General features: G+C 67.8%; 19 protein-coding genes. 11 read left to right on the plus strand and 8 right to left on the minus strand.

The window, feature by feature from the left end:
- The first annotated feature begins 154 nt into the window (after positions 1–154).
- The 3 genes from ispH (at position 155) to ACU5AP_RS09005 (ending at position 1,966) form a co-directional block, all read left to right on the plus strand.
- Positions 155–1,126 (plus strand): 4-hydroxy-3-methylbut-2-enyl diphosphate reductase, encoded by a 972-nt coding sequence (ispH, locus tag ACU5AP_RS08995; protein ID WP_278448308.1) that lies wholly within the window; start codon positions 155–157, stop codon positions 1,124–1,126.
- 34 nt (positions 1,127–1,160) lie between these two features.
- On the plus strand, positions 1,161–1,616 hold the full coding sequence (locus ACU5AP_RS09000; protein WP_128719566.1) for an Lrp/AsnC family transcriptional regulator: 456 nt from the start codon (positions 1,161–1,163) through the stop codon (positions 1,614–1,616).
- A gap of 110 nt (positions 1,617–1,726) precedes the next feature.
- Positions 1,727–1,966 carry a DUF6356 family protein gene (locus ACU5AP_RS09005; RefSeq protein ID WP_128719567.1) on the plus strand — a complete coding sequence of 80 codons (240 nt, stop codon included), beginning with the start codon at positions 1,727–1,729 and terminating at the stop codon, positions 1,964–1,966.
- A gap of 47 nt (positions 1,967–2,013) precedes the next feature.
- Here ACU5AP_RS09005 and hmpA read toward each other — a convergent pair whose 3' ends face one another.
- A complete protein-coding gene (gene hmpA / locus ACU5AP_RS09010) occupies positions 2,014–3,216 on the minus strand; it encodes an NO-inducible flavohemoprotein (RefSeq protein ID WP_128719568.1) in 1,203 nt (400 codons plus the stop codon).
- A gap of 55 nt (positions 3,217–3,271) precedes the next feature.
- Complete coding sequence (locus ACU5AP_RS09015) at positions 3,272–3,601, minus strand: DUF1971 domain-containing protein (RefSeq protein ID WP_083673930.1); 330 nt, start codon at positions 3,599–3,601, stop codon at positions 3,272–3,274.
- A 124-nt stretch (positions 3,602–3,725) separates the two neighbouring features.
- Here ACU5AP_RS09015 and ACU5AP_RS09020 point away from each other — a divergent pair, with 124 nt between their 5' ends.
- The 4 genes from ACU5AP_RS09020 to adhP all read left to right on the plus strand — a co-directional run bounded on the left by ACU5AP_RS09020 (position 3,726) and on the right by adhP (position 7,966).
- Positions 3,726–4,151 carry an RrF2 family transcriptional regulator gene (locus tag ACU5AP_RS09020; RefSeq protein ID WP_003163721.1) on the plus strand — a complete coding sequence of 142 codons (426 nt, stop codon included), beginning with the start codon at positions 3,726–3,728 and terminating at the stop codon, positions 4,149–4,151.
- Between the two features lie 75 nt (positions 4,152–4,226).
- Positions 4,227–5,198 (plus strand): GAF domain-containing protein, encoded by a 972-nt coding sequence (locus ACU5AP_RS09025; protein WP_128719570.1) that lies wholly within the window; start codon positions 4,227–4,229, stop codon positions 5,196–5,198.
- A 148-nt stretch (positions 5,199–5,346) separates the two neighbouring features.
- A complete protein-coding gene (gene exaC, locus ACU5AP_RS09030; RefSeq protein WP_088411167.1) occupies positions 5,347–6,864 on the plus strand; it encodes an acetaldehyde dehydrogenase ExaC in 1,518 nt (505 codons plus the stop codon).
- Between the two features lie 67 nt (positions 6,865–6,931).
- Complete coding sequence (gene adhP / locus ACU5AP_RS09035) at positions 6,932–7,966, plus strand: alcohol dehydrogenase AdhP (protein WP_088411168.1); 1,035 nt, start codon at positions 6,932–6,934, stop codon at positions 7,964–7,966.
- Between the two features lie 40 nt (positions 7,967–8,006).
- Here the strand turns inward: adhP and ACU5AP_RS09040 are convergent, their stop codons facing one another.
- The 4 genes from ACU5AP_RS09040 to ACU5AP_RS09055 are packed head-to-tail and all read right to left on the minus strand — an operon-like array spanning position 8,007 to position 11,507.
- The gene (locus ACU5AP_RS09040) at positions 8,007–8,807 is read right to left on the minus strand and encodes a sulfite exporter TauE/SafE family protein (RefSeq protein WP_046651737.1); all 801 of its coding nucleotides are present in this window, start codon (positions 8,805–8,807) and stop codon (positions 8,007–8,009) included.
- On the minus strand, positions 8,807–10,084 hold the full coding sequence (locus ACU5AP_RS09045; RefSeq protein WP_312991255.1) for an NAD(P)/FAD-dependent oxidoreductase: 1,278 nt from the start codon (positions 10,082–10,084) through the stop codon (positions 8,807–8,809). The genes ACU5AP_RS09040 and ACU5AP_RS09045 overlap by 1 nt, the downstream gene beginning before the upstream one ends.
- Positions 10,085–10,087: 3 nt before the next feature.
- The gene (locus ACU5AP_RS09050) at positions 10,088–10,501 is read right to left on the minus strand and encodes a TIGR01244 family sulfur transferase (protein WP_088411170.1); all 414 of its coding nucleotides are present in this window, start codon (positions 10,499–10,501) and stop codon (positions 10,088–10,090) included.
- Between the two features lie 49 nt (positions 10,502–10,550).
- Positions 10,551–11,507 (minus strand): MBL fold metallo-hydrolase, encoded by a 957-nt coding sequence (locus tag ACU5AP_RS09055; RefSeq protein ID WP_128719572.1) that lies wholly within the window; start codon positions 11,505–11,507, stop codon positions 10,551–10,553.
- A gap of 92 nt (positions 11,508–11,599) precedes the next feature.
- On the opposite strand from ACU5AP_RS09055, the gene ACU5AP_RS09060 reads away from it, so the two are divergent.
- The 4 genes from ACU5AP_RS09060 (at position 11,600) to ACU5AP_RS09075 (ending at position 14,986) form a co-directional block, all read left to right on the plus strand.
- Positions 11,600–12,241, plus strand: a complete 642-nt coding sequence (locus ACU5AP_RS09060; RefSeq protein WP_128719573.1) for a peroxiredoxin — start codon at positions 11,600–11,602, stop codon at positions 12,239–12,241.
- Positions 12,238–12,645 carry an ArsR/SmtB family transcription factor gene (locus ACU5AP_RS09065; protein ID WP_003163713.1) on the plus strand — a complete coding sequence of 136 codons (408 nt, stop codon included), beginning with the start codon at positions 12,238–12,240 and terminating at the stop codon, positions 12,643–12,645. Before ACU5AP_RS09060 ends, ACU5AP_RS09065 begins: the two co-directional genes overlap by 4 nt.
- Positions 12,646–12,758: 113 nt before the next feature.
- On the plus strand, positions 12,759–13,898 hold the full coding sequence (locus ACU5AP_RS09070) for an ABC transporter substrate-binding protein (protein ID WP_446681106.1): 1,140 nt from the start codon (positions 12,759–12,761) through the stop codon (positions 13,896–13,898).
- Between the two features lie 20 nt (positions 13,899–13,918).
- The gene (locus ACU5AP_RS09075; RefSeq protein WP_446681107.1) at positions 13,919–14,986 is read left to right on the plus strand and encodes a YncE family protein; all 1,068 of its coding nucleotides are present in this window, start codon (positions 13,919–13,921) and stop codon (positions 14,984–14,986) included.
- 86 nt (positions 14,987–15,072) lie between these two features.
- Here the strand turns inward: ACU5AP_RS09075 and ACU5AP_RS09080 are convergent, their stop codons facing one another.
- On the minus strand, positions 15,073–15,861 hold the full coding sequence (locus tag ACU5AP_RS09080) for an ABC transporter ATP-binding protein (RefSeq protein WP_446681108.1): 789 nt from the start codon (positions 15,859–15,861) through the stop codon (positions 15,073–15,075).
- Positions 15,858–16,916 carry a FecCD family ABC transporter permease gene (locus ACU5AP_RS09085; RefSeq protein WP_446681109.1) on the minus strand — a complete coding sequence of 353 codons (1,059 nt, stop codon included), beginning with the start codon at positions 16,914–16,916 and terminating at the stop codon, positions 15,858–15,860. The genes ACU5AP_RS09080 and ACU5AP_RS09085 overlap by 4 nt, the downstream gene beginning before the upstream one ends.
- Positions 16,917–16,959: the final 43 nt, after the last annotated feature.

Consider the following 16,959-nt stretch of genomic DNA (forward strand, 5'->3'; position numbering starts at 1 on the left):
GCTTTCCGGCAGTCGATGAAGGCGGGGCCGATCAGACGCCCGAACGGGCCACGCTGGGTGGTGATAGCGGCTAAAGCGAGGCGCGGCAAACGGCGCGCGCATCACCCGGCGATGAAGGTGGCGAGAGCGCGCGCGAAGGACTAGGTTCCGGGCCATGAACGCGCCTGTCCCGCCCTCACAGTTTCAACGCCGCCCCCTGTCCGTCCGCATGGCGACGCCACGGGGGTTCTGCGCCGGGGTGGACCGGGCCATCCAGATCGTCGAGCGCGCGATCGAGAAATACGGCGCCCCCGTCTATGTGCGCCATGAGATCGTTCACAACCGCCACGTCGTCGACCGGCTGAAGGGGCTGGGCGCCGTCTTCGTCAAGGAACTGGACGAGTGTCCGGACGATCGGCCGGTCGTCTTCTCGGCCCACGGCGTGCCCAAGTCGGTGCCCGCGACGGCCCGCTCGCGCGAGATGCTGTTTCTGGACGCCACCTGCCCGCTGGTGTCCAAGGTCCACGTCGAGGCCGAGCGCAATTTCGCGGCGGGCCGCCACGTCATCCTGATCGGCCATGCGGGCCACCCCGAGGTCGTCGGCACCATGGGGCAGCTGCCCGCCGGGGCCATCAGCCTGGTCGAGACGGTCGAGGATGCGGAGGCCTTTCAGCGCCCCGGCGATCAGCCGCTGGCCTACGCCACCCAGACGACGCTATCGGTGGACGACACGGCCGAGATTCTGGCGGCGCTGAAGCGGCGCTTCCCCGAACTGCCCGACCCGCACAAGGAAGACATCTGCTACGCCACCACCAATCGCCAGGAGGCGGTCAAGCGGCTGGGCGAGGGTTGCGGCCTGGTGCTGGTGGTCGGGTCGAAGAATTCGTCCAACTCGGCGCGGCTGGTGGATGTGGCGCTGAAGGCCGGGGCCGGGGACGCGCGGCTGGTCGATGACGCGGGCGATCTGGACTGGGCCTGGTTCGACGGGGTCGAGACGGTGGGCCTGACCGCCGGGGCCTCGGCGCCCGAACCGCTGGTGCAGGGCGTGATCGACGCCCTGCGCGCCCGTTTCGACGTGACCGTGACCGAGGACGACGGCGCCCGTGAGACCGTGACCTTCAAACTGCCCCGCGCCTTGACGACCTGAGGCGGCGCCTGGAACGGCCGGGGAGGGCCGGGACATGAGCGGACTGGACGCCATCGACCGTCGCCTGCTGGCCATACTGCAGGACGACGCCACCGTGCCCATCGCCGAGCTGGCCGAGCGGGTGGGCCTGACGCAGACGCCTTGCTGGAAGCGGGTGAAGCGGCTTCAGGATACGGGGATCATCGCCTCGCGCGTGGCTCTTCTGGACCGCGAGGCGCTGGACCTGCCGCTGGTGGTCTTCGTTTCGGTGAAGACGCGGCGGCACGACGCCGAATGGCTGGAGACCTTCAAGCAGGCCGCCGCCCTGCCCGAGGTGGTCGAATTCTACCGGATGAGCGGCGAGGTCGACTATCTGCTCAAGGTGCTGGTCAAGGACATCGCCGCCTATGACCGCTTCTATCGCCGGTTGATCGCCATCGCCCCGCTGGACGACGTCTCCTCCAGCTTCGCCATGGAGCAGATCAAGTTTACGACGGCCTTGCCGCTCTGACCGGCCTGTGGAGAGAATAATATTCTCTATTCTGGCTGGTTTCGGAGATTGAAAAGAAATGATCCTCTCTGAATATCGAGATATCCTCCGTCGCCTGTAGCGGAGGGTTCATGCTCAAGCGTCTGTTCGTCGATCACCCGGCCTCGGTCGGAGAGAGCTATACGGAGCACATGGGCGTCGCCGCCTCGTTCGGCGCGGCCATGTTCGTCGGCTCGCTGGCATGCTTCGTCCACGCCGTGTTTCCGGGCCTGTGCGTCAAGACGGGCAGCGGGGTGATCACCGATCTGCATCGCCGCATGGTGACGCACCGCGTCGATCCCGCTCGTCTGGCGGCGACCGAGCCGGATTGAGCGAAGCCTGGGCCGCCTCGTGGACGGCCCAGATTCGACGTGAGTTCTCAGGCGGCGAGGATTTCGTCCGCCGGACCGAAGAACTCATAGTGGATGCGGTCGGCCGGGACGCCAGCGTCGCGCAGGTCCGACACTAGGGCGCGCAGGAAGGGGCGCGGGCCGCACAGATAGTAGTCGGCCTCCTGGATCGGCGTCTGCTGGCTCAGCCAGGCGCCAGAGATGCGTCCCGCGTGATCATGGCCGTCGCCGTCATTGGCCGGGGCTTCATAGAAGACGGTGCTGCGCGCGCGCGGATGGGCCGCCGTCAGGGCGCGGATGTGCGGCCCCATGGCGTGGGCTCCTGCATCATAGGCGCCGTGGACATAGTGGACCTCGGTGTCCGTCTTCTCCGCCACCAGCGTCTCCAGCATCGACACCATGGGCGTCAGGCCGACGCCGCCGGACAGCAGGACGACCGGGCGCTGCGGCGTTTCGGGCAGGAAGAAGTCGCCCGCCGGAGCCCCGACCTTCAGCACCATGCCGACGCGGGCGTTGTCGTGCAGCCAGCCCGAGGCCAGACCCTTGTCCTCGCGCTTGACCGAGATGCGATAGGTCTCGTCGTTCGGCGCGCAGGAGATGGAGTAGTTGCGCTTGATCGGCGCATGGCCGGGAACATCGAACCAGAAGGTCAGATACTGGCCCGGTCGGTGACGCAGCACCGGGCCGCCGTCCTTGGGCTTCAGCACGAAGGAGGTGATGACCGAGCTTTCGGGACGCACCTCGACCACCTCGAAGGCGCGCCAGCCGTTCCAGCCGCCGTGAGCCGCCGCCAGGTCTTCATAGATGGCCGCCTCGCGGGTGATCAGGATGTCGGCCAGGAACCAGTAGGCCTCGCCCCAGGCGGTCATGATCTCTTCGGTCGCGGCCTCGCCCAGCACATGGGCGATGGCGCCCAGCAGGGCGTTTCCGACATGGGGATAGTGTTCGGGCAGGATCTGCAGGCCGACGTGCTTCTGGGCGATGCGCTCGACCGCGGCGGCCAGGGCGCTCAGGTTGTCGATGTTCTTGGCGTAGGCCAGGATGGCGCCGGTCAGGGCGCGCGGTTGCGAGCCGACGTCGCCCTGGTGCGACTGGTTGAACAGGTCGCGGATCTCGGGGTTCTGGAACATCCGCGAATACATCTCGCGGACGATGTCGAGGCCGTGGGCCTCGAGCGCGGGGACAGTGGCTTTGACAAGCGCGATCGTGCGCTCGCTGAGGGCTTGAGCCATCAGGAAACTCCTAGGCGTTGCGATGTGGAAGGGGAGGAAGGGGGGAGGCCGCGCCCTAGCCGTCGGGCGGCCGGTCGTAGAATTCGACGCGCATCTTCATCGGCCCCAGCGGCTCGACGAAATGAACCTGCTGCGGCCCGATGCGGCCCGGCGTTCCGGGCTTCAGGACGGTGGTCATGTGCGGGTCGCTATAGGTCAAGCGAACTTCGCCCTCCAGCACCTGGATCAGCCCCCAGGTTCCGGCCTTGAGGCTGTGATCGGCTCGCAGGGCGGCGGGCAAGGTGGCGGCGTCGAACACCGGGGTGGAGCGATAGGGCGCTGGCGCAGAAGCGGCGTCGGGGCCGTCCGTCGGCTGTGATGTCTGACTGTGCGAGCGGCCGTTCATCGCCTTCGCTCCATTGATGCATTGATAATGCATCTATAGCCCGCGTTTGAAACATGCAACGAGGATGCATATAATTTTCTGCGGCGCGATGACGCGCTGATCGCCAAGGCTCACGAGAGGCTGAATGCGCCTGACGCGCTACACCGACTACGCCATGCGGGTGCTGCTCTATCTGGGCGCGCGCCAGGATCGGCTGTGCTCGATCGCGGAGATCGCCCAGGCCTACGGCATCTCGCAGAACCATCTGATGAAGGTGGTCAGCGATCTGGTGAACGCGGGCTATCTGGTCAGCGTGCGCGGGCGGTTCGGCGGGGTGCGGCTGGCGCGTCCGCCAGATCAGATCAATGTCGGGGCCGTGGTGCGCCATACCGAGGACGGCTTCGATCTGGTCGACTGCGGCAGTTGCATCATCGCCCCGGCCTGCGGCCTGACGGGCGCCCTGCATCAGGCCCTGGCCGCCTTCATGAAGGTGCTGGACGGCTACACCCTGGAAGGCTTGCTCAGCCGCCGCGTCGACATGGCCGGTCTGTTCGAGCGGGCTGAGACCTAGAGCAAAGGTCGCATTGACGCTCGGCGCTCTTGGGGGTCTGATCGGGGTCGACCTTGACCCTGGGAGGCTGCGGCCATGGGCGATAGAGTGCGAGATGAACACGCCAGCCTGATCCGTCAGGCGCTGGACGACGAGGGCGCCGGGGCGCGCTCGGCTTTGGCGGCGTCGTGGCGTCGGTCCGTGACCCTGTACGGCCTGGACCCCAGCGAACACGGCGCGGTCGAGACCATCACCGAACAGCAGCTGCGCGAGGCGCGTCAGGCGATGGAGGCGATGACGCGCGCGGCCGAAGGCGTGCTGGACCGGCTGTTCCTGGCCGTCGGCGGGGTGGGGTGCTGCGTCCTGCTGACCAACGCCGAGGGCGTGCCGGTCGAGCGACGCGGGGCGGCCGCGGACGACGACACCTTCCACCGCTGGGGCCTGTGGCCCGGCGCCGTTTGGTCCGAGGCGGTCGAGGGCACCAACGGCATCGGCACGGCCTTGGCCGAGCATCGCGCCGTGACCATCCATCGCGAACAGCATTTCCACGCCCGCAACACGGGGCTGAGCTGCATCACCCATCCCATCCACGACCATATGGGGCGGCTGGCCGGGGCGCTGGACGTCTCGTCGTGCCGCGCCGACGCGACCGAGGCGATCCTGGGCTTGATCTCGGCGGCGGTGGCCGATGCGGCGCGGGCGATCGAGGCGCAGACCTTCCGCCAGGCCTTCGCCGATGCGCGCATCGTGCTGGCGGGCGGGGCCAGCGAGCGCAATGCGGCCGCCCTTCTGGCCGTCGATCGCGACGACCTGGTCATCGGCGCCACGCGGGCGGCGCGCCTGTCGCTGTCGATCACCGACGAGCGGATCGCGGCCCAGCTGCCGGCCTCGGACCTGCTGACGCCGGGCGGGGCCGAGATCGACCTGCTGGAGGCCGAGCGGGGGGCGGTGCGCCGCGCCCTGGCCCGCACCGGTGGCAATGTCTCGGCGGCGGCGCGGGCGCTGGGCGTCAGCCGCGCCACCCTGCACCGCAAGCTGCACCGTCTGGGCCTGATCGACCTGAACTGACCGATCCCGACGGAAACTGTCGCAAGTCTGCGACAGGTGTGCGCCGCACCATCCGGGCGGCGTCTGGAACAGGCCGCCAGGCCGACCGACCTTGCTTCAAACGACGCCGACAATCGGCGCCCAAGGAAACCGCAAGGAGGCCGTTCCCATGACCAAACCCGAATTCGTCCGCGCCGTGACGCCGAAATACAAGGCGCGCTACGACAACTTCATCGGCGGCCAGTGGGTCGCCCCCGTCAACGGCCGTTATTTCGAGAACACCTCCCCGGTGAACGGCCGCGTCCTGTGCGAGGTGGCTCGCTCGGACGCGGCCGACGTCGAGCTGGCGCTGGACGCCGCCCACGCGGCCAGGGACGGCTGGGGCAAGACCAGCGTCGCCCAGCGCGCCCTGATCCTGAACCGCGTCGCCGACCGCATGGAGCAGAACCTGCAGGCCATCGCCGAGGCCGAGACCTGGGACAACGGCAAGCCGGTGCGCGAGACGCTCGCGGCCGACATCCCGCTGGCCATCGACCACTTCCGCTATTTCGCCGGCTGCATCCGGGCGCAGGAAGGCGGCATTTCCGAGCTGGACAACGACACGGTCGCCTATCATTTCCACGAGCCGCTGGGCGTGGTCGGCCAGATCATTCCGTGGAACTTCCCCATCCTGATGGCGGCGTGGAAGATCGCCCCGGCCCTGGCGGCGGGCAACTGCATCGTGCTGAAGCCGGCTGAGCAGACGCCGGCCTCCATCCTGCTGCTGGCCGAGCTGATCCAGGACATCCTGCCGCCGGGCGTGCTGAACATCGTGTCGGGCACGGGGATCGAGGTCGGCGAGCCCCTGGCCACCAATCCGCGCATCGCCAAGATCGCCTTCACCGGCTCGACCGCCGTCGGCCAGAAGATCATGGAATACGCCACCCAGAACATCATCCCCGTGACGCTGGAGCTGGGCGGCAAGTCGCCGAACATCTTCTTCAAGGACGTGATGGACGCCGACGACGCCTTCCTCGACAAGGCTCTGGAAGGCTTCGCCATGTTCGCGCTGAACCAGGGCGAGGTCTGCACCTGCCCCAGCCGCGCCCTGATCCACGAAGACATCTATGAGGCCTTCATCGAGAAGGCGATCGCCCGCGTCGAGGCCATCAAGCAGGGCGACCCGCTGGACCCGACCACCCAGGTCGGCGCCCAGGCCTCGGACCAGCAGCTGAAGAAGATCCTGTCCTATCTGAAGATCGGCAAGGACGAAGGCGCCGAGGTGCTGACCGGCGGCGATCAGGCGGTGCTGAAGGATGATCTGGCGGGCGGTTATTACGTCAAGCCGACCGTGTTCAAGGGCACGAACGACATGCGGATCTTCCAAGAGGAGATCTTCGGCCCCGTCCTGGCCGTGACCACCTTCAAGACGCTGGAAGAGGCCATCGCCATCGCCAACGACACCGAATACGGCCTGGGCGCCGGGGTGTGGTCGCGCGACATGAACACCGCCTATCGCGCGGGCCGGGCCGTTCAGGCGGGCCGCGTCTGGACCAACTGCTACCACCAGTATCCGGCGCACGCGGCCTTCGGCGGCTACAAGAAGTCGGGCATCGGGCGTGAGAACCACCGCATGATGCTGGATCACTATCAGCAGACCAAGAACCTGCTGGTCAGCTACAGCCCGGACAAATTGGGCTTCTTCTGATTTCCATCAAGGCGCGGACTTCGGTTCGCGCCTTTTGTCTTGCGATTGCAACCCAGGAGGAAAGACCATGGCTGCAACCATGAAGGCCGCCGTCGTGCGGGAGTTCGGCAAGCCGCTGGTGATCGAGGACGCGCCGATCCCGACGCCCGGCCCCGGCATGATCCAGGTGAAGATCGAGGCCACCGGCGTCTGCCACACCGACCTGCACGCGGCCGAGGGCGACTGGCCGGTCAAGCCGAACCCGCCCTTCATTCCGGGCCACGAAGGCGTCGGCTATGTCTCGGGCGTCGGCGCCGGGGTCAAGCACGTCAAGGAAGGCGACCGCGTCGGCGTGCCGTGGCTCTACACCGCCTGCGGCCACTGCAAACATTGCCTCGGCGGCTGGGAGACCCTGTGCCACGAGCAGCAGAACACCGGCTATTCGGTTAACGGCAGCTTCGCCGAATATGTGGTGGCCGATCCGAACTTCGTCGGCCATCTGCCTGACAACATCGGCTTCGAGGAGATCGCGCCGATCCTGTGCGCCGGGGTCACGGTCTACAAGGGTCTGAAGATGACCGACACCAAGCCGGGCGACTGGATGGTGATCTCGGGCGTCGGCGGTTTGGGCCATCTGGCCGTGCAGTACGCCAAGGCGATGGGGCTGAACGTGGCGGCGGTCGACATCGACGACGCCAAGCTGGATCTGGCTCGGCGGTTAGGCGCGACGGTGACGGTCAACGCCAAGACCTCCAACGACCCCGCCGCTGACATCAAGCGCCAGACCGACGGCGGCGCCCAGGGCGTGCTGGTCACGGCTGTTTCGCCCAAGGCGTTCGAACAGGCGCTGGGAATGACGTCGCGTGGGGCGACCGTGGCGCTGAACGGTCTGCCGGCGGGCGATTTCCCGCTGTCGATCTTCGATATGGTGCTGAACGGGACGACGGTGCGCGGCTCGATCGTCGGCACGCGGCTGGACCTTCAGGAGGCGCTGGACTTCGCCGCCGACGGCAAGGTGAAGTCGATCAACACGATCGAGCCGCTGGACAACATCAACGACATCTTCGCCCGGATGCACAAGGGCCAGATCGAAGGCCGCGTGGTCATGTCCATCGGCGGATAGAAAGGCTGCGGGCCGTCGTTTCGCGCGGCGGCCCGCAGGCCTAGCCGATCAGATTCAGGGCTACGGCGCTCTGATACAGCATATAGAGGGCCACCACGAAGATCAGGCCCGCGAAGACGCTGTTCAGCAGGCCCTTGCGGCTGGACATCAGTTTGGCCAGCCGCGCGCCCGCCAACCCGCCCAGAACGCCGCCGCCGATGAAGACCGCCGCCAGCGGCCAGTCCACCCATCCCGCCAGCGCATAGTTGAAGGCGGTGGTCAGGCCGAAGGCGGTGACGCCGACCAGGGACGAGCCGACGGCGTAATAGATGGGCATGCCGGTCGACCCCATCAGGCTGGGCACGATCAGGAAGCCGCCGCCGATGCCGAAGAAGCCCGACAGCATCCCCGTGGCCGCGCCCGTGCCCACCAGCTTGGGCGCATTGCCCGCGTTCAGAGTCACGTGCGGGTCGCCCGCCGCAGAGCGGCCGCGCAGCATCAGGGCGCCGACGATCAGCATCAGCACGGCGAACAGGGCCAGCAGCTTCTGCCCGTCCACGGCCTTGCCCAGGCTGGAGCCCAGCGCCGCCCCGACCACGCCCGCCGCCGCGAACAGCAGGGCGATCTTCCACTTCACCGCCCCGTGTCGGGCGTGGTTCAGCAGATTGGCGAAGGCGTTGGCCGCCACGGCGAAGGCGCTGGTGCCGATGGCCAGGTGCGGATCCTTCACGCCCACCAGATAGACGATCAGCGGCACGGCCAGGATCGAGCCGCCCCCGCCCACCAGGCCCAGGGTGAAGCCGACCAGCGACCCCGCCCCGGCGCCCAGGCCATACTGCAAAAGGCTGAGGGACTCGCTCATCACGCGGCCCTCGTTCGCGGGGCGACGCCCGGCTCGACGCAGTCGGGGGCGCAAAGCCATTCGCGGCCCTTCAGCATCCCGACCCAGTAGATTTCCGGCAGGGCCTGCGCCTTCAGGTGCCAGGCGCGGCGCGTCGGCTGACGCCCGTCCAGCATCCACGCCGGGAAGCTGGGCAGCAGCTTGCCGCCATAGCCGAACTCGGCCAGCACGATCTTGCCGCGCTCGACCGTCAGGGGGCAGGAGCCGTAGCCGTCGTAGACCGCCTTCAGCGCCTTGCCGTCCAGCATGGAGATGACGTTCTCGGCCACGACCGGCGCCTGTTTGCGGGCGGCGGCGGCCGTCTTGGCGTTGGGCGCCGAGCAGGCGTCGCCCAGGCCGAAGACGTTGTCGAGGCGGTTGTGGTGCAGGGTCGCCTGATCGACGTCGATCCAGCCGCTGTCGGCCGCCAGCGGGCTGGCGCGGATGAAGTCGGGCGCGGTCTGCGGCGGGCAGACGTGGATCATGTCGAAGTCGCGGACGACTTCGCTGACGGCGCCGTCCGCGTCAGTGACGGCGAAGGTCGCGCGGCGAGCCTCGCCGTCGATGGCGGTCAGGCGCGAGTTGAAGCGCAGGTCGACGCCGTAGCGCTCGATGTATTTCATCAGGGCGGGGACATAGTCCTTGACCCCGAACAGCACGGCCCCGGCGTTGTGGAACTCGATGTCCACGTTCTTGAGGGCGCCGGTGCGCTGCCAGTGGTCGGCCGACAGATAGAGGGCCTTCTGCGGCGCGCCCGCGCATTTGATCGGCATGGGCGGCTGGGTGAACAGGGCGCGGCCGCCCTTAAGCTCCTGCACCAGCTTCCACGTATAGGGCGCCAGATCGAAGCGGTAGTTGGAGGTCACGCCGTTGCGGCCCAGCGTCTCGTTCAAGCCGGGGATGGCGTCCCAGTCCAGCTTGATGCCCGGCGCGGCGACCAGGGCGCGATAGCCTATGCGACGGCCGTCCGACAGGCGCACCTGATCGGCCTCGGGCGCGAAGTCGACGACGCTGTCCTGAATCCAGCGGGCGCCCGTGGGGATCAGGCGGCAGGTCTCGCGCATGGTGCGCTCGGGCGTGAAGACGCCCGCGCCGACCAGCGTCCAGCCGGGCTGGTAATAGTGACGCTCAGACGGCTCGACGATCACGACGTCAAGGCCGGGGCGGCGGCGCAGCAGGCTGGCCGCCGTGGCGATCCCGGCGGCGCCGCCGCCGACGATCAGGACGTCGCAGGTCTGGGAAGCTTGCGGATGGGCCATGCCTCAGCCCTCCAGACGCGGGCCGAGCGGCGAGACATCGTAGCCGGCGGCGGCGGCCAGGGCGACGATCTCTTCAGCCGGGCGTTCGCCCGCCTGCGACAGGGCCCACAGATAGGTGGTGCGGGTGCCCGAACGGCAGTAGCCGAGGATGGGCTGGGGCAGTTCGGCCAGCGCCGTCTTGAAGCGCGCCACGTCGTCCGGCGTCATGGCTCCGCCGCGAATGGGGATGTGGACGAAGCTCAGGCCTGCGGCCTCGGCGGCGGCGCGGATGTCCTCGGTCATCGGCTGGCCCGTCTCTTCGGCGTCGGGGCGGTTGGAGATGATGGCGCGATAGCCTTGATCGGCCGCTGTCTGGACCTCCTCAGGCAGGATCTGCGGCGAGACGTGCAGGCGGTCTTCCAGGGGGCGGATGTCCATGAGGCGGTTCTCTGGCTTTGAGGAAAGGGGGCTTTAAAGGGCTTGAGGATCAGAGCGCGTTGATGGGCATTTTCAGGTAGCGGACGCCGTTGTCTTCCGGCTCGGGCATGCGGCCGCCGTTCATGTTGACCTGAACCGAAGGCAGGATCAGGCGCGGCATGGACAAGGTGGCGTCGCGGGCGTTCCGCATCTGGACGAACTCATCCTCGGTCACGCCGTCGCGGACGTGGATGTTGCAGGCGCACTGATCGCCGATGGTCGTCTCCCACGCGAACTCGGTGCGGGCGGGCGGCGCCTTGTAGTCGTGGCACAGGAAGACGCGCGCCGCGGCGGGCAGGGACAGCAGCCGCTTGATCGAGCGATACAGCGTCCGCGCGTCGCCGCCGGGGAAGTCGCAGCGCGCCGTGCCGAAGTCGGGCATGAACAGGGTGTCGCCGGGGAAGACCGCGTCGCCGATCACATAGGCCAGACAGGCCGGAGTGTGGCCGGGCACGTGCAGGGCCGTGGCCTTAAGCTCGCCAATGGCGAAGCGGTCGCCGTCGTCGAAAAGTTGGTCGAACTGGCTGCCGTCGCGACGGAACTCGGTCCCCTCGTTGAACACTTTGCCGAAGACGTCCTGCACCTTGATGATGTCGCGGCCGATGGCCAGGCGGCCGCCGAGGCGTTCCTGCAGGTAGGGCGCGGCCGACAGGTGGTCGGCGTGAGCGTGGGTCTCCAGCAGCCAGTGAACCTCAAGGTCTTCGGCCTCGACATAGGCGATCAGGGCGTCGGCAGAGGCGGTCGAGGTGCGGCCAGAGGCGGGATCATAGTCCAGCACGCTGTCGATGATGGCGCAGGCCCTGGAGTTCGGGTCGCGCACGACATGGCTGACGGTGAAGGTGGCCTCGTCAAAGAAGGATTTAACGACCGGGCGGCGGCTGGCTTCAGCCAGGGCGGCCTGGATCAAGTCCGCGGCGTGATCGCGGGCGGGGTCGATATGGGCGTCAGTCACGGCGTTTCTCCGCATTGATCTTTATCAAGCAATTAGATATTTACATATTATATACAAGTAATTGTTTTCAAGGTGCGCTGCACCCCGACTGCGCGTAGCCCTATGGCATGGAAACCGACTCGATGACGGACACGCCTTTCCTGCGGCCGCTGCGGATCAATGAGGCGGCGCCGGATTTCACCGCGCGCACGACGCGCGGCCAGCGTCGGCTGAGCGACTATCGCGGGCGGTGGCTGGCCTTCTTCTCGCACCCGGCGGATTTCACCCCGGTCTGCACCAGCGAGTTCATCGCCCTGGCTCGGCGTCAGGCGGACTTCAACGCCATCGGCTGCGAGCTGCTGGGTCTGTCGGTCGACAGCCTCTATTCCCACCTGGCCTGGTTGAAGGACATCCGCGACCGCTTCGGCGTGACGGTGGAGTTTCCGATCATCGAAGATCCCTCCATGGTCATCGCCCAGGCCTATGGGATGATCGATCCGGCGGCGCCGGACAGCGCCTCGGTGCGCGCCACCTTCGTCATCGATCCGAACGGCGTGGTGCGGGCGATCAGCTGGTACCCGATGAACGTCGGCCGCTCGGTCGAGGAGCTGCTGCGGCTGGTCACGGCCCTGCAGGCGGCGGATCGGGAAGGGGCTTCGGCGCCCGAGGGCTGGACGCCGGGCGCGCCCCTGCTTCAGGCGGCGCCGACCGACCTGGGCGATGTGCTGTCGGGCGATGACGCCTGGTATTATCAACCGGCGTCGCGATGACCCCTGGCGACGATCTGGAACGGTTGAAGGCGGCCGCGCCCGAGGCGGCTGAACTGCTGCGGCAACTGGCCAACGCCAATCGCCTGCTGATCCTGTGCCATATCGCTCAGCAGGAGCGTTCGGTCGGTCAGTTGGAACAGGAGCTGGGCCTGCGCCAGCCGGGCCTGTCGCAACAGTTGGCCGAGCTGCGCCAGTCGGGGCTGGTGAAGACCCGGCGCGAGTCGCGCTCCATCTATTATTCGCTGGCTGACGAACGCGCCGAGGCCGTCATGGCCATGCTGCATCGCATCTTCTGCGACGATCCCAAGGCCCTGACCGAGGCCGTGCGTCAAGAAGCGGCGCCGGACCAGGCGCTTCCCCGCGGGGACGCCGCCCGTTTCGCTCGGATCATCCCGCCGCGCTGAACGGCCGCACCGCTTCATGCGACAAATCAGCGATTGAAGCTGACACTGATTATCATTAAGCGTCGAGGCGAAACGCCGCTGGCGTCGCTGATGAATGGGCGGAGAACGGGTCGATGGTCGAGGTGAGGTTGGGACGTCGGGCCCTGCTGATGGGCGCCGCCGCCCTGATGGCGACCGGGGCCGCCGCCTGTACGCGCCGCGACGCGGCCGGCTCGTCCTCGCTGCTGACCGACCTGCGCGACCGGCCGTTGGCGATCACCCCGCCGGTGACGAAGCTGTCGATCGACGACAGTCGCTTCCTGATCGCCCTGTCGCTGATCCATCCCGATCCGGTCAGTCTGCTGGCCGCCTGGGCGGGCGACGTGAACCGCCTCAGCCCGGACATCTACGCCGCCTATCTGGAGAAGTCGCCGACGCTGGCGAGCCTGCCCAAGACGCCGAGTTCGGCCGCCGCCTTCAACGTCGAGGCGGTGCTGGGCGCCCAGCCGCAGGTGGCCCTGGTGTCCCTGGATTCCGGCCCGACCGACGCCCAGACCGCCCAGTTGGAGCAGGCGGGCGTGCGCGTGGCCTATATCGATTTCTTCCAGCACCCGTTCGAGAACCAGCCGCGCAGCCTGTCCCTGCTGGGGGCCATGATCGGCCGCGAGGAACAGGCGGAAGCCTATAACGCCTTCCGCGCCTCCAGGCTGAAGACCATCTCCGACCGCGTGGCCGGTCTAAGGGACGAGCAGAAGCCGACCGTCTTCCTGGAGGCGCACGCGGGCAACGGGCCGGACTGCTGCAACTCGGTGGGCGCCGGGAACATCGGCGACTATCTGACCTTCGTCGGCGCCCGCAACATCGGCGCCGAGGTGCTGAAACAGCCGTCGGGCAAGCTGAACCTGGAGTTCGTGGTCGAGCGCGATCCCGATATCTACATCGCCACCGGCGGCCCGCATCTGGAGAAGACCGGCGGCTTCGTCGTCGGTCCGAAATACGACGTCGAGACCTCGCGCGCCTCGTTGCGCCGCGTGGCCGGGCGGCGGGGCCTGTCGACCCTGAAGGCTGTGCGCGAGGGCAGGGTGCACGGCCTGTCGCACCAGTTGATCAACTCGCCCATCGACATCGTCGCTGCCGAAGTCCTGGCCAAGTGGATCCAGCCCGAGCTGTTCGCTGACCTGGATCCGCGCGCGACGCTGGACACGATCAACAAGGACTTTCTGGCCGTCCCCTATCGCGGGGACTACTGGACCGACCTGGTCCCGGCCGCCTGATTTCACCCCGGAGAACCGCCATGATCACCCTTCGCAACGGCATTCTGACCGCCGCCGCCTTCGCCGCCCTGGCGATAGCGTCGACCGCCTCGGCCCAGACGATCGAGAAGACCGTCAAGGTCGCCCCTGGCGGCCTGTACGAGATCGTCTTCAACCCGGCCGACAACGACCTCTATGTCGCCGCCGTCGGCCCGCGCGGCGCAAACCAGGCCCAGATCGTCCGCCTGCAGGGCCAGACGCTGGCTCCGGAATCCTCGGTCGACGTCTCGGCCAACCCGCTCTACGGCCTGAACCTGAACACCCGCACTCAAGTTCTGTATGGCACCGACACCCGCGCGGGCGTCATCACGGCCATCAACGCCCGCACGGGCGCGGTGATCGGCTCGGTCCGTAACGGCGAGAACGGCGGCCACGTCCGCCAGGTCGTCGTCGATGAGGCGAACAACAAGGTCTATGTCACCGATGTCGGCGGCGAAGCGGGCGACGCGGCCAAGCCGAACCTCGTCTGGGTCATCGACGGGGCGACCAATACCCTGGAACGCACCATCCCGGTTCAGGTCAGCACCCTTATGGGCGCCGCTCTCGATGGGGCGACGAACCGCCTCTATGTCACGGGCATGGGCAGCAACGAAGTCGCCGCCATCGATCTGGCCACGGGCGAAACCGTCGGCAAATGGCCGTCGGGCGCCGACGCCGCGATCAATATCGCCGTGGATTCCGAAGGGCGCCGCCTGTTCGTGGCGCATCAGAAGTCGGGCGAGCTGACGGTGCTGAACGCCGACACCGGCGCCCTGATCCAGAAGATCGCCACCGGCGCGGGCGCCCTGAGCGTCGCCTACAACGGCGCGGTCAAGCAGATCTACGTCGCCAACCGTCAGGCGGGCACGGTGACGGTGATCGATTCGGACACCTATGCGGTGAAGGCAAACCTGGAGACGGGCACCTTCCCCCAGACCATCGCCATCGACCGCGCGACCAACGCCGTCTACGTCTCGAACAAGGCCCGCGGCCTGCCGCGCGGCGCCCCGGCGGGCACGCCGGTCCCGGTCGATCCGACCGGCGACGTGGTGACGCTGATCCGTCCCTGATCCGATCGGGACTGAATAAGAAAAGGCCCGGCCGCAGATGCAGTCGGGCCTCTTTCTTGGCTCAGAGAGATTGGCGGGCGGGGCGATCAGCCCGTCAGAACATCGTCGATCATGACTTGGAGCGCGCCGCGGTCGCAGCGCTGGACGCGGGCCGAGACGCGATAGACCTCGGCCAGGATATCGGGCGTGATCGCCTCGTCCGGCGTTCCGAAAGCGACCAGTTTTCCCTTGGCCATGACGGCGATCCGGTCCGAGACGCGCGCTGCCGCCTGCAGGTCGTGCAGGACGATCATCACCGTCATGCCCCGCTCGGCCGCCGCCTCGCGCGCTAGATCCAGCACGCGCAGCTGATAGTGCAGGTCCAGGGCGCTGGTCGGCTCGTCCAGCAGCAGCAAGCGCGGCTCGCGCGCCAGGGCCTGCGCCAGGCCCGCTAGCTGTTTCTGGCCGCCCGACAAACGGTCCAGACGCTGCCCGGCCAGAGTCTCGGCGTTGATGCGTTGCAGCACCTCATAGGCGCGCTCGGCCGCCTGGGCGTCGGTGTAGACGGCGCCGCGCAGGGGCGTGGCGCGGATCGAGGCGACCACCGTCTCCAGCACCGTCAGGGCCACGCCCTGCGGCAGGGTCTGGGGCATGTAGGTGACGCGCTTGGCCCGATCGGCCAGCGACAGCCGGGTCAGTTCGGTCTCGTCCAGTCGGATCGAGCCGTGCGCCGGGATCAGGCCCGCCAGACTGCGCAGCAGGGTGCTCTTGCCCGCTCCGTTGGGGCCGACGACGGACACGACTTCGCCTGCGGTCAGGGGCGGCAGGCTGAAGCCGCTGATGATGGGTTGGCCGCCGTAACCGGCGTCGAGGCCGCTGATCGACAGGTCGCTCATGCCCGGCCTCCGTTGCGGAAGATCAGCAGGAGGAAGACCGGCACGCCGATCACCGCGGTGACGATGCCGACGGGCATCAGCACGCCCGGCACGATGATCTTGGACGCCGCCGAGGCCAGCGACATGATGACCGCCCCGGCCAGGATGCTGGCGGGTAGGAAGTAGCGGTGATCCTCACCCACCAGCAGGCGGGCGATGTGCGGCCCGACCAGGCCGATGAAGCCGATGGCGCCGACGAAGGCCACGGCCGTCGCCGACAGCAGGCTGACCCGCAGCAGCGACAGGAAACGCAGCCGCTTCACATCGACGCCGAAGCTCATGGCCCGGTCCTCGCCCAGCCGCAGGGCCGTCAGGGCGCGCGACGACAGCAGGGAGAAAGGCGTCACCACGACCAACACCACCGCTAGGGCCGCGACATTGCTCCAGGTCGCGCGCGACAGCGAGCCCATGGTCCAGAACACCAGCTGCTGCAGCGCCTCGGCCGAGGACAGGAATTGCACCAGCGCCGTCAGGGCGTTGAAGGCGAAGACCAGGGCGATGCCGAACAGGACGATGCTCTCGATCCCCGATCCCTTCATCCGCGCCAGGGCCTGTAGCGCCAGCACCGAACCGAAGGCGAAGACGAAGGCGTTCAGCGGCACCAGCCAGTCGGCCCCGATGAAGGACGATCCCAGGCCCAGCACGATCGCCAGCGACGCCCCGAACGACGCGGCTGAGGACACGCCCAGCGTAAAGGGGCTGGCCAGCGGATTGTTCAGCACCGTCTGCATCTCGGCGCCCGCCAGGGCCAGCGCCGCGCCGACCATCATCGCCATCAGGGCGTAGGGCAGGCGCACCTGCCAGACGATGGCCTGCTGGGCCGTGCTCAGGCTGGACGGATCGAACACCCCTTTCAGCACCGTCAGGGGCGAGATCGACGAGGGGCCGGTGGCGATGTCGAGCAGCAGGGCCGCCGCCGCCAGCGCGGCCAGAACGGCGATGGCGAACAGCTTGGTCCGCACGCTTCTGGAATAGGCGACAACCGCCTCGGGCACGGCGTTTTCAGCGTTCGCCAATTCACGAACTCCACTCAGAGAATGCGTCGCAATACATATCAAT

It is taken from the genome of Brevundimonas sp. RM1, from assembly GCF_052907225.1.

Excerpts from the sequence above, each read along its gene's own strand:
- ACU5AP_RS09000 (WP_128719566.1), top strand. The coding sequence starts at position 1,161 with ATGAGCGGACTGGACGCCATCGACCGTCGCCTGCTGGCCATACTGCAG.
- ACU5AP_RS09075 (WP_446681107.1), top strand. The coding sequence starts at position 13,919 with ATGATCACCCTTCGCAACGGCATTCTGACCGCCGCCGCCTTCGCCGCC.
- ACU5AP_RS09070 (WP_446681106.1), top strand. The coding sequence starts at position 12,759 with ATGGTCGAGGTGAGGTTGGGACGTCGGGCCCTGCTGATGGGCGCCGCC.
- exaC (WP_088411167.1), top strand. The coding sequence starts at position 5,347 with ATGACCAAACCCGAATTCGTCCGCGCCGTGACGCCGAAATACAAGGCG.
- adhP (WP_088411168.1), top strand. The coding sequence starts at position 6,932 with ATGGCTGCAACCATGAAGGCCGCCGTCGTGCGGGAGTTCGGCAAGCCG.
- ACU5AP_RS09015 (WP_083673930.1), bottom strand. The coding sequence starts at position 3,601 with ATGAACGGCCGCTCGCACAGTCAGACATCACAGCCGACGGACGGCCCC.
- ACU5AP_RS09065 (WP_003163713.1), top strand. The coding sequence starts at position 12,238 with ATGACCCCTGGCGACGATCTGGAACGGTTGAAGGCGGCCGCGCCCGAG.
- ACU5AP_RS09055 (WP_128719572.1), bottom strand. The coding sequence starts at position 11,507 with ATGCGGAGAAACGCCGTGACTGACGCCCATATCGACCCCGCCCGCGAT.
- ACU5AP_RS09060 (WP_128719573.1), top strand. The coding sequence starts at position 11,600 with ATGGAAACCGACTCGATGACGGACACGCCTTTCCTGCGGCCGCTGCGG.
- ACU5AP_RS09020 (WP_003163721.1), top strand. The coding sequence starts at position 3,726 with ATGCGCCTGACGCGCTACACCGACTACGCCATGCGGGTGCTGCTCTAT.
- hmpA (WP_128719568.1), bottom strand. The coding sequence starts at position 3,216 with ATGGCTCAAGCCCTCAGCGAGCGCACGATCGCGCTTGTCAAAGCCACT.
- ACU5AP_RS09050 (WP_088411170.1), bottom strand. The coding sequence starts at position 10,501 with ATGGACATCCGCCCCCTGGAAGACCGCCTGCACGTCTCGCCGCAGATC.
- ACU5AP_RS09040 (WP_046651737.1), bottom strand. The coding sequence starts at position 8,807 with ATGAGCGAGTCCCTCAGCCTTTTGCAGTATGGCCTGGGCGCCGGGGCG.
- ACU5AP_RS09005 (WP_128719567.1), top strand. The coding sequence starts at position 1,727 with ATGCTCAAGCGTCTGTTCGTCGATCACCCGGCCTCGGTCGGAGAGAGC.
- ACU5AP_RS09080 (WP_446681108.1), bottom strand. The coding sequence starts at position 15,861 with ATGAGCGACCTGTCGATCAGCGGCCTCGACGCCGGTTACGGCGGCCAA.
- ispH (WP_278448308.1), top strand. The coding sequence starts at position 155 with ATGAACGCGCCTGTCCCGCCCTCACAGTTTCAACGCCGCCCCCTGTCC.
- ACU5AP_RS09025 (WP_128719570.1), top strand. The coding sequence starts at position 4,227 with ATGGGCGATAGAGTGCGAGATGAACACGCCAGCCTGATCCGTCAGGCG.
- ACU5AP_RS09045 (WP_312991255.1), bottom strand. The coding sequence starts at position 10,084 with ATGGCCCATCCGCAAGCTTCCCAGACCTGCGACGTCCTGATCGTCGGC.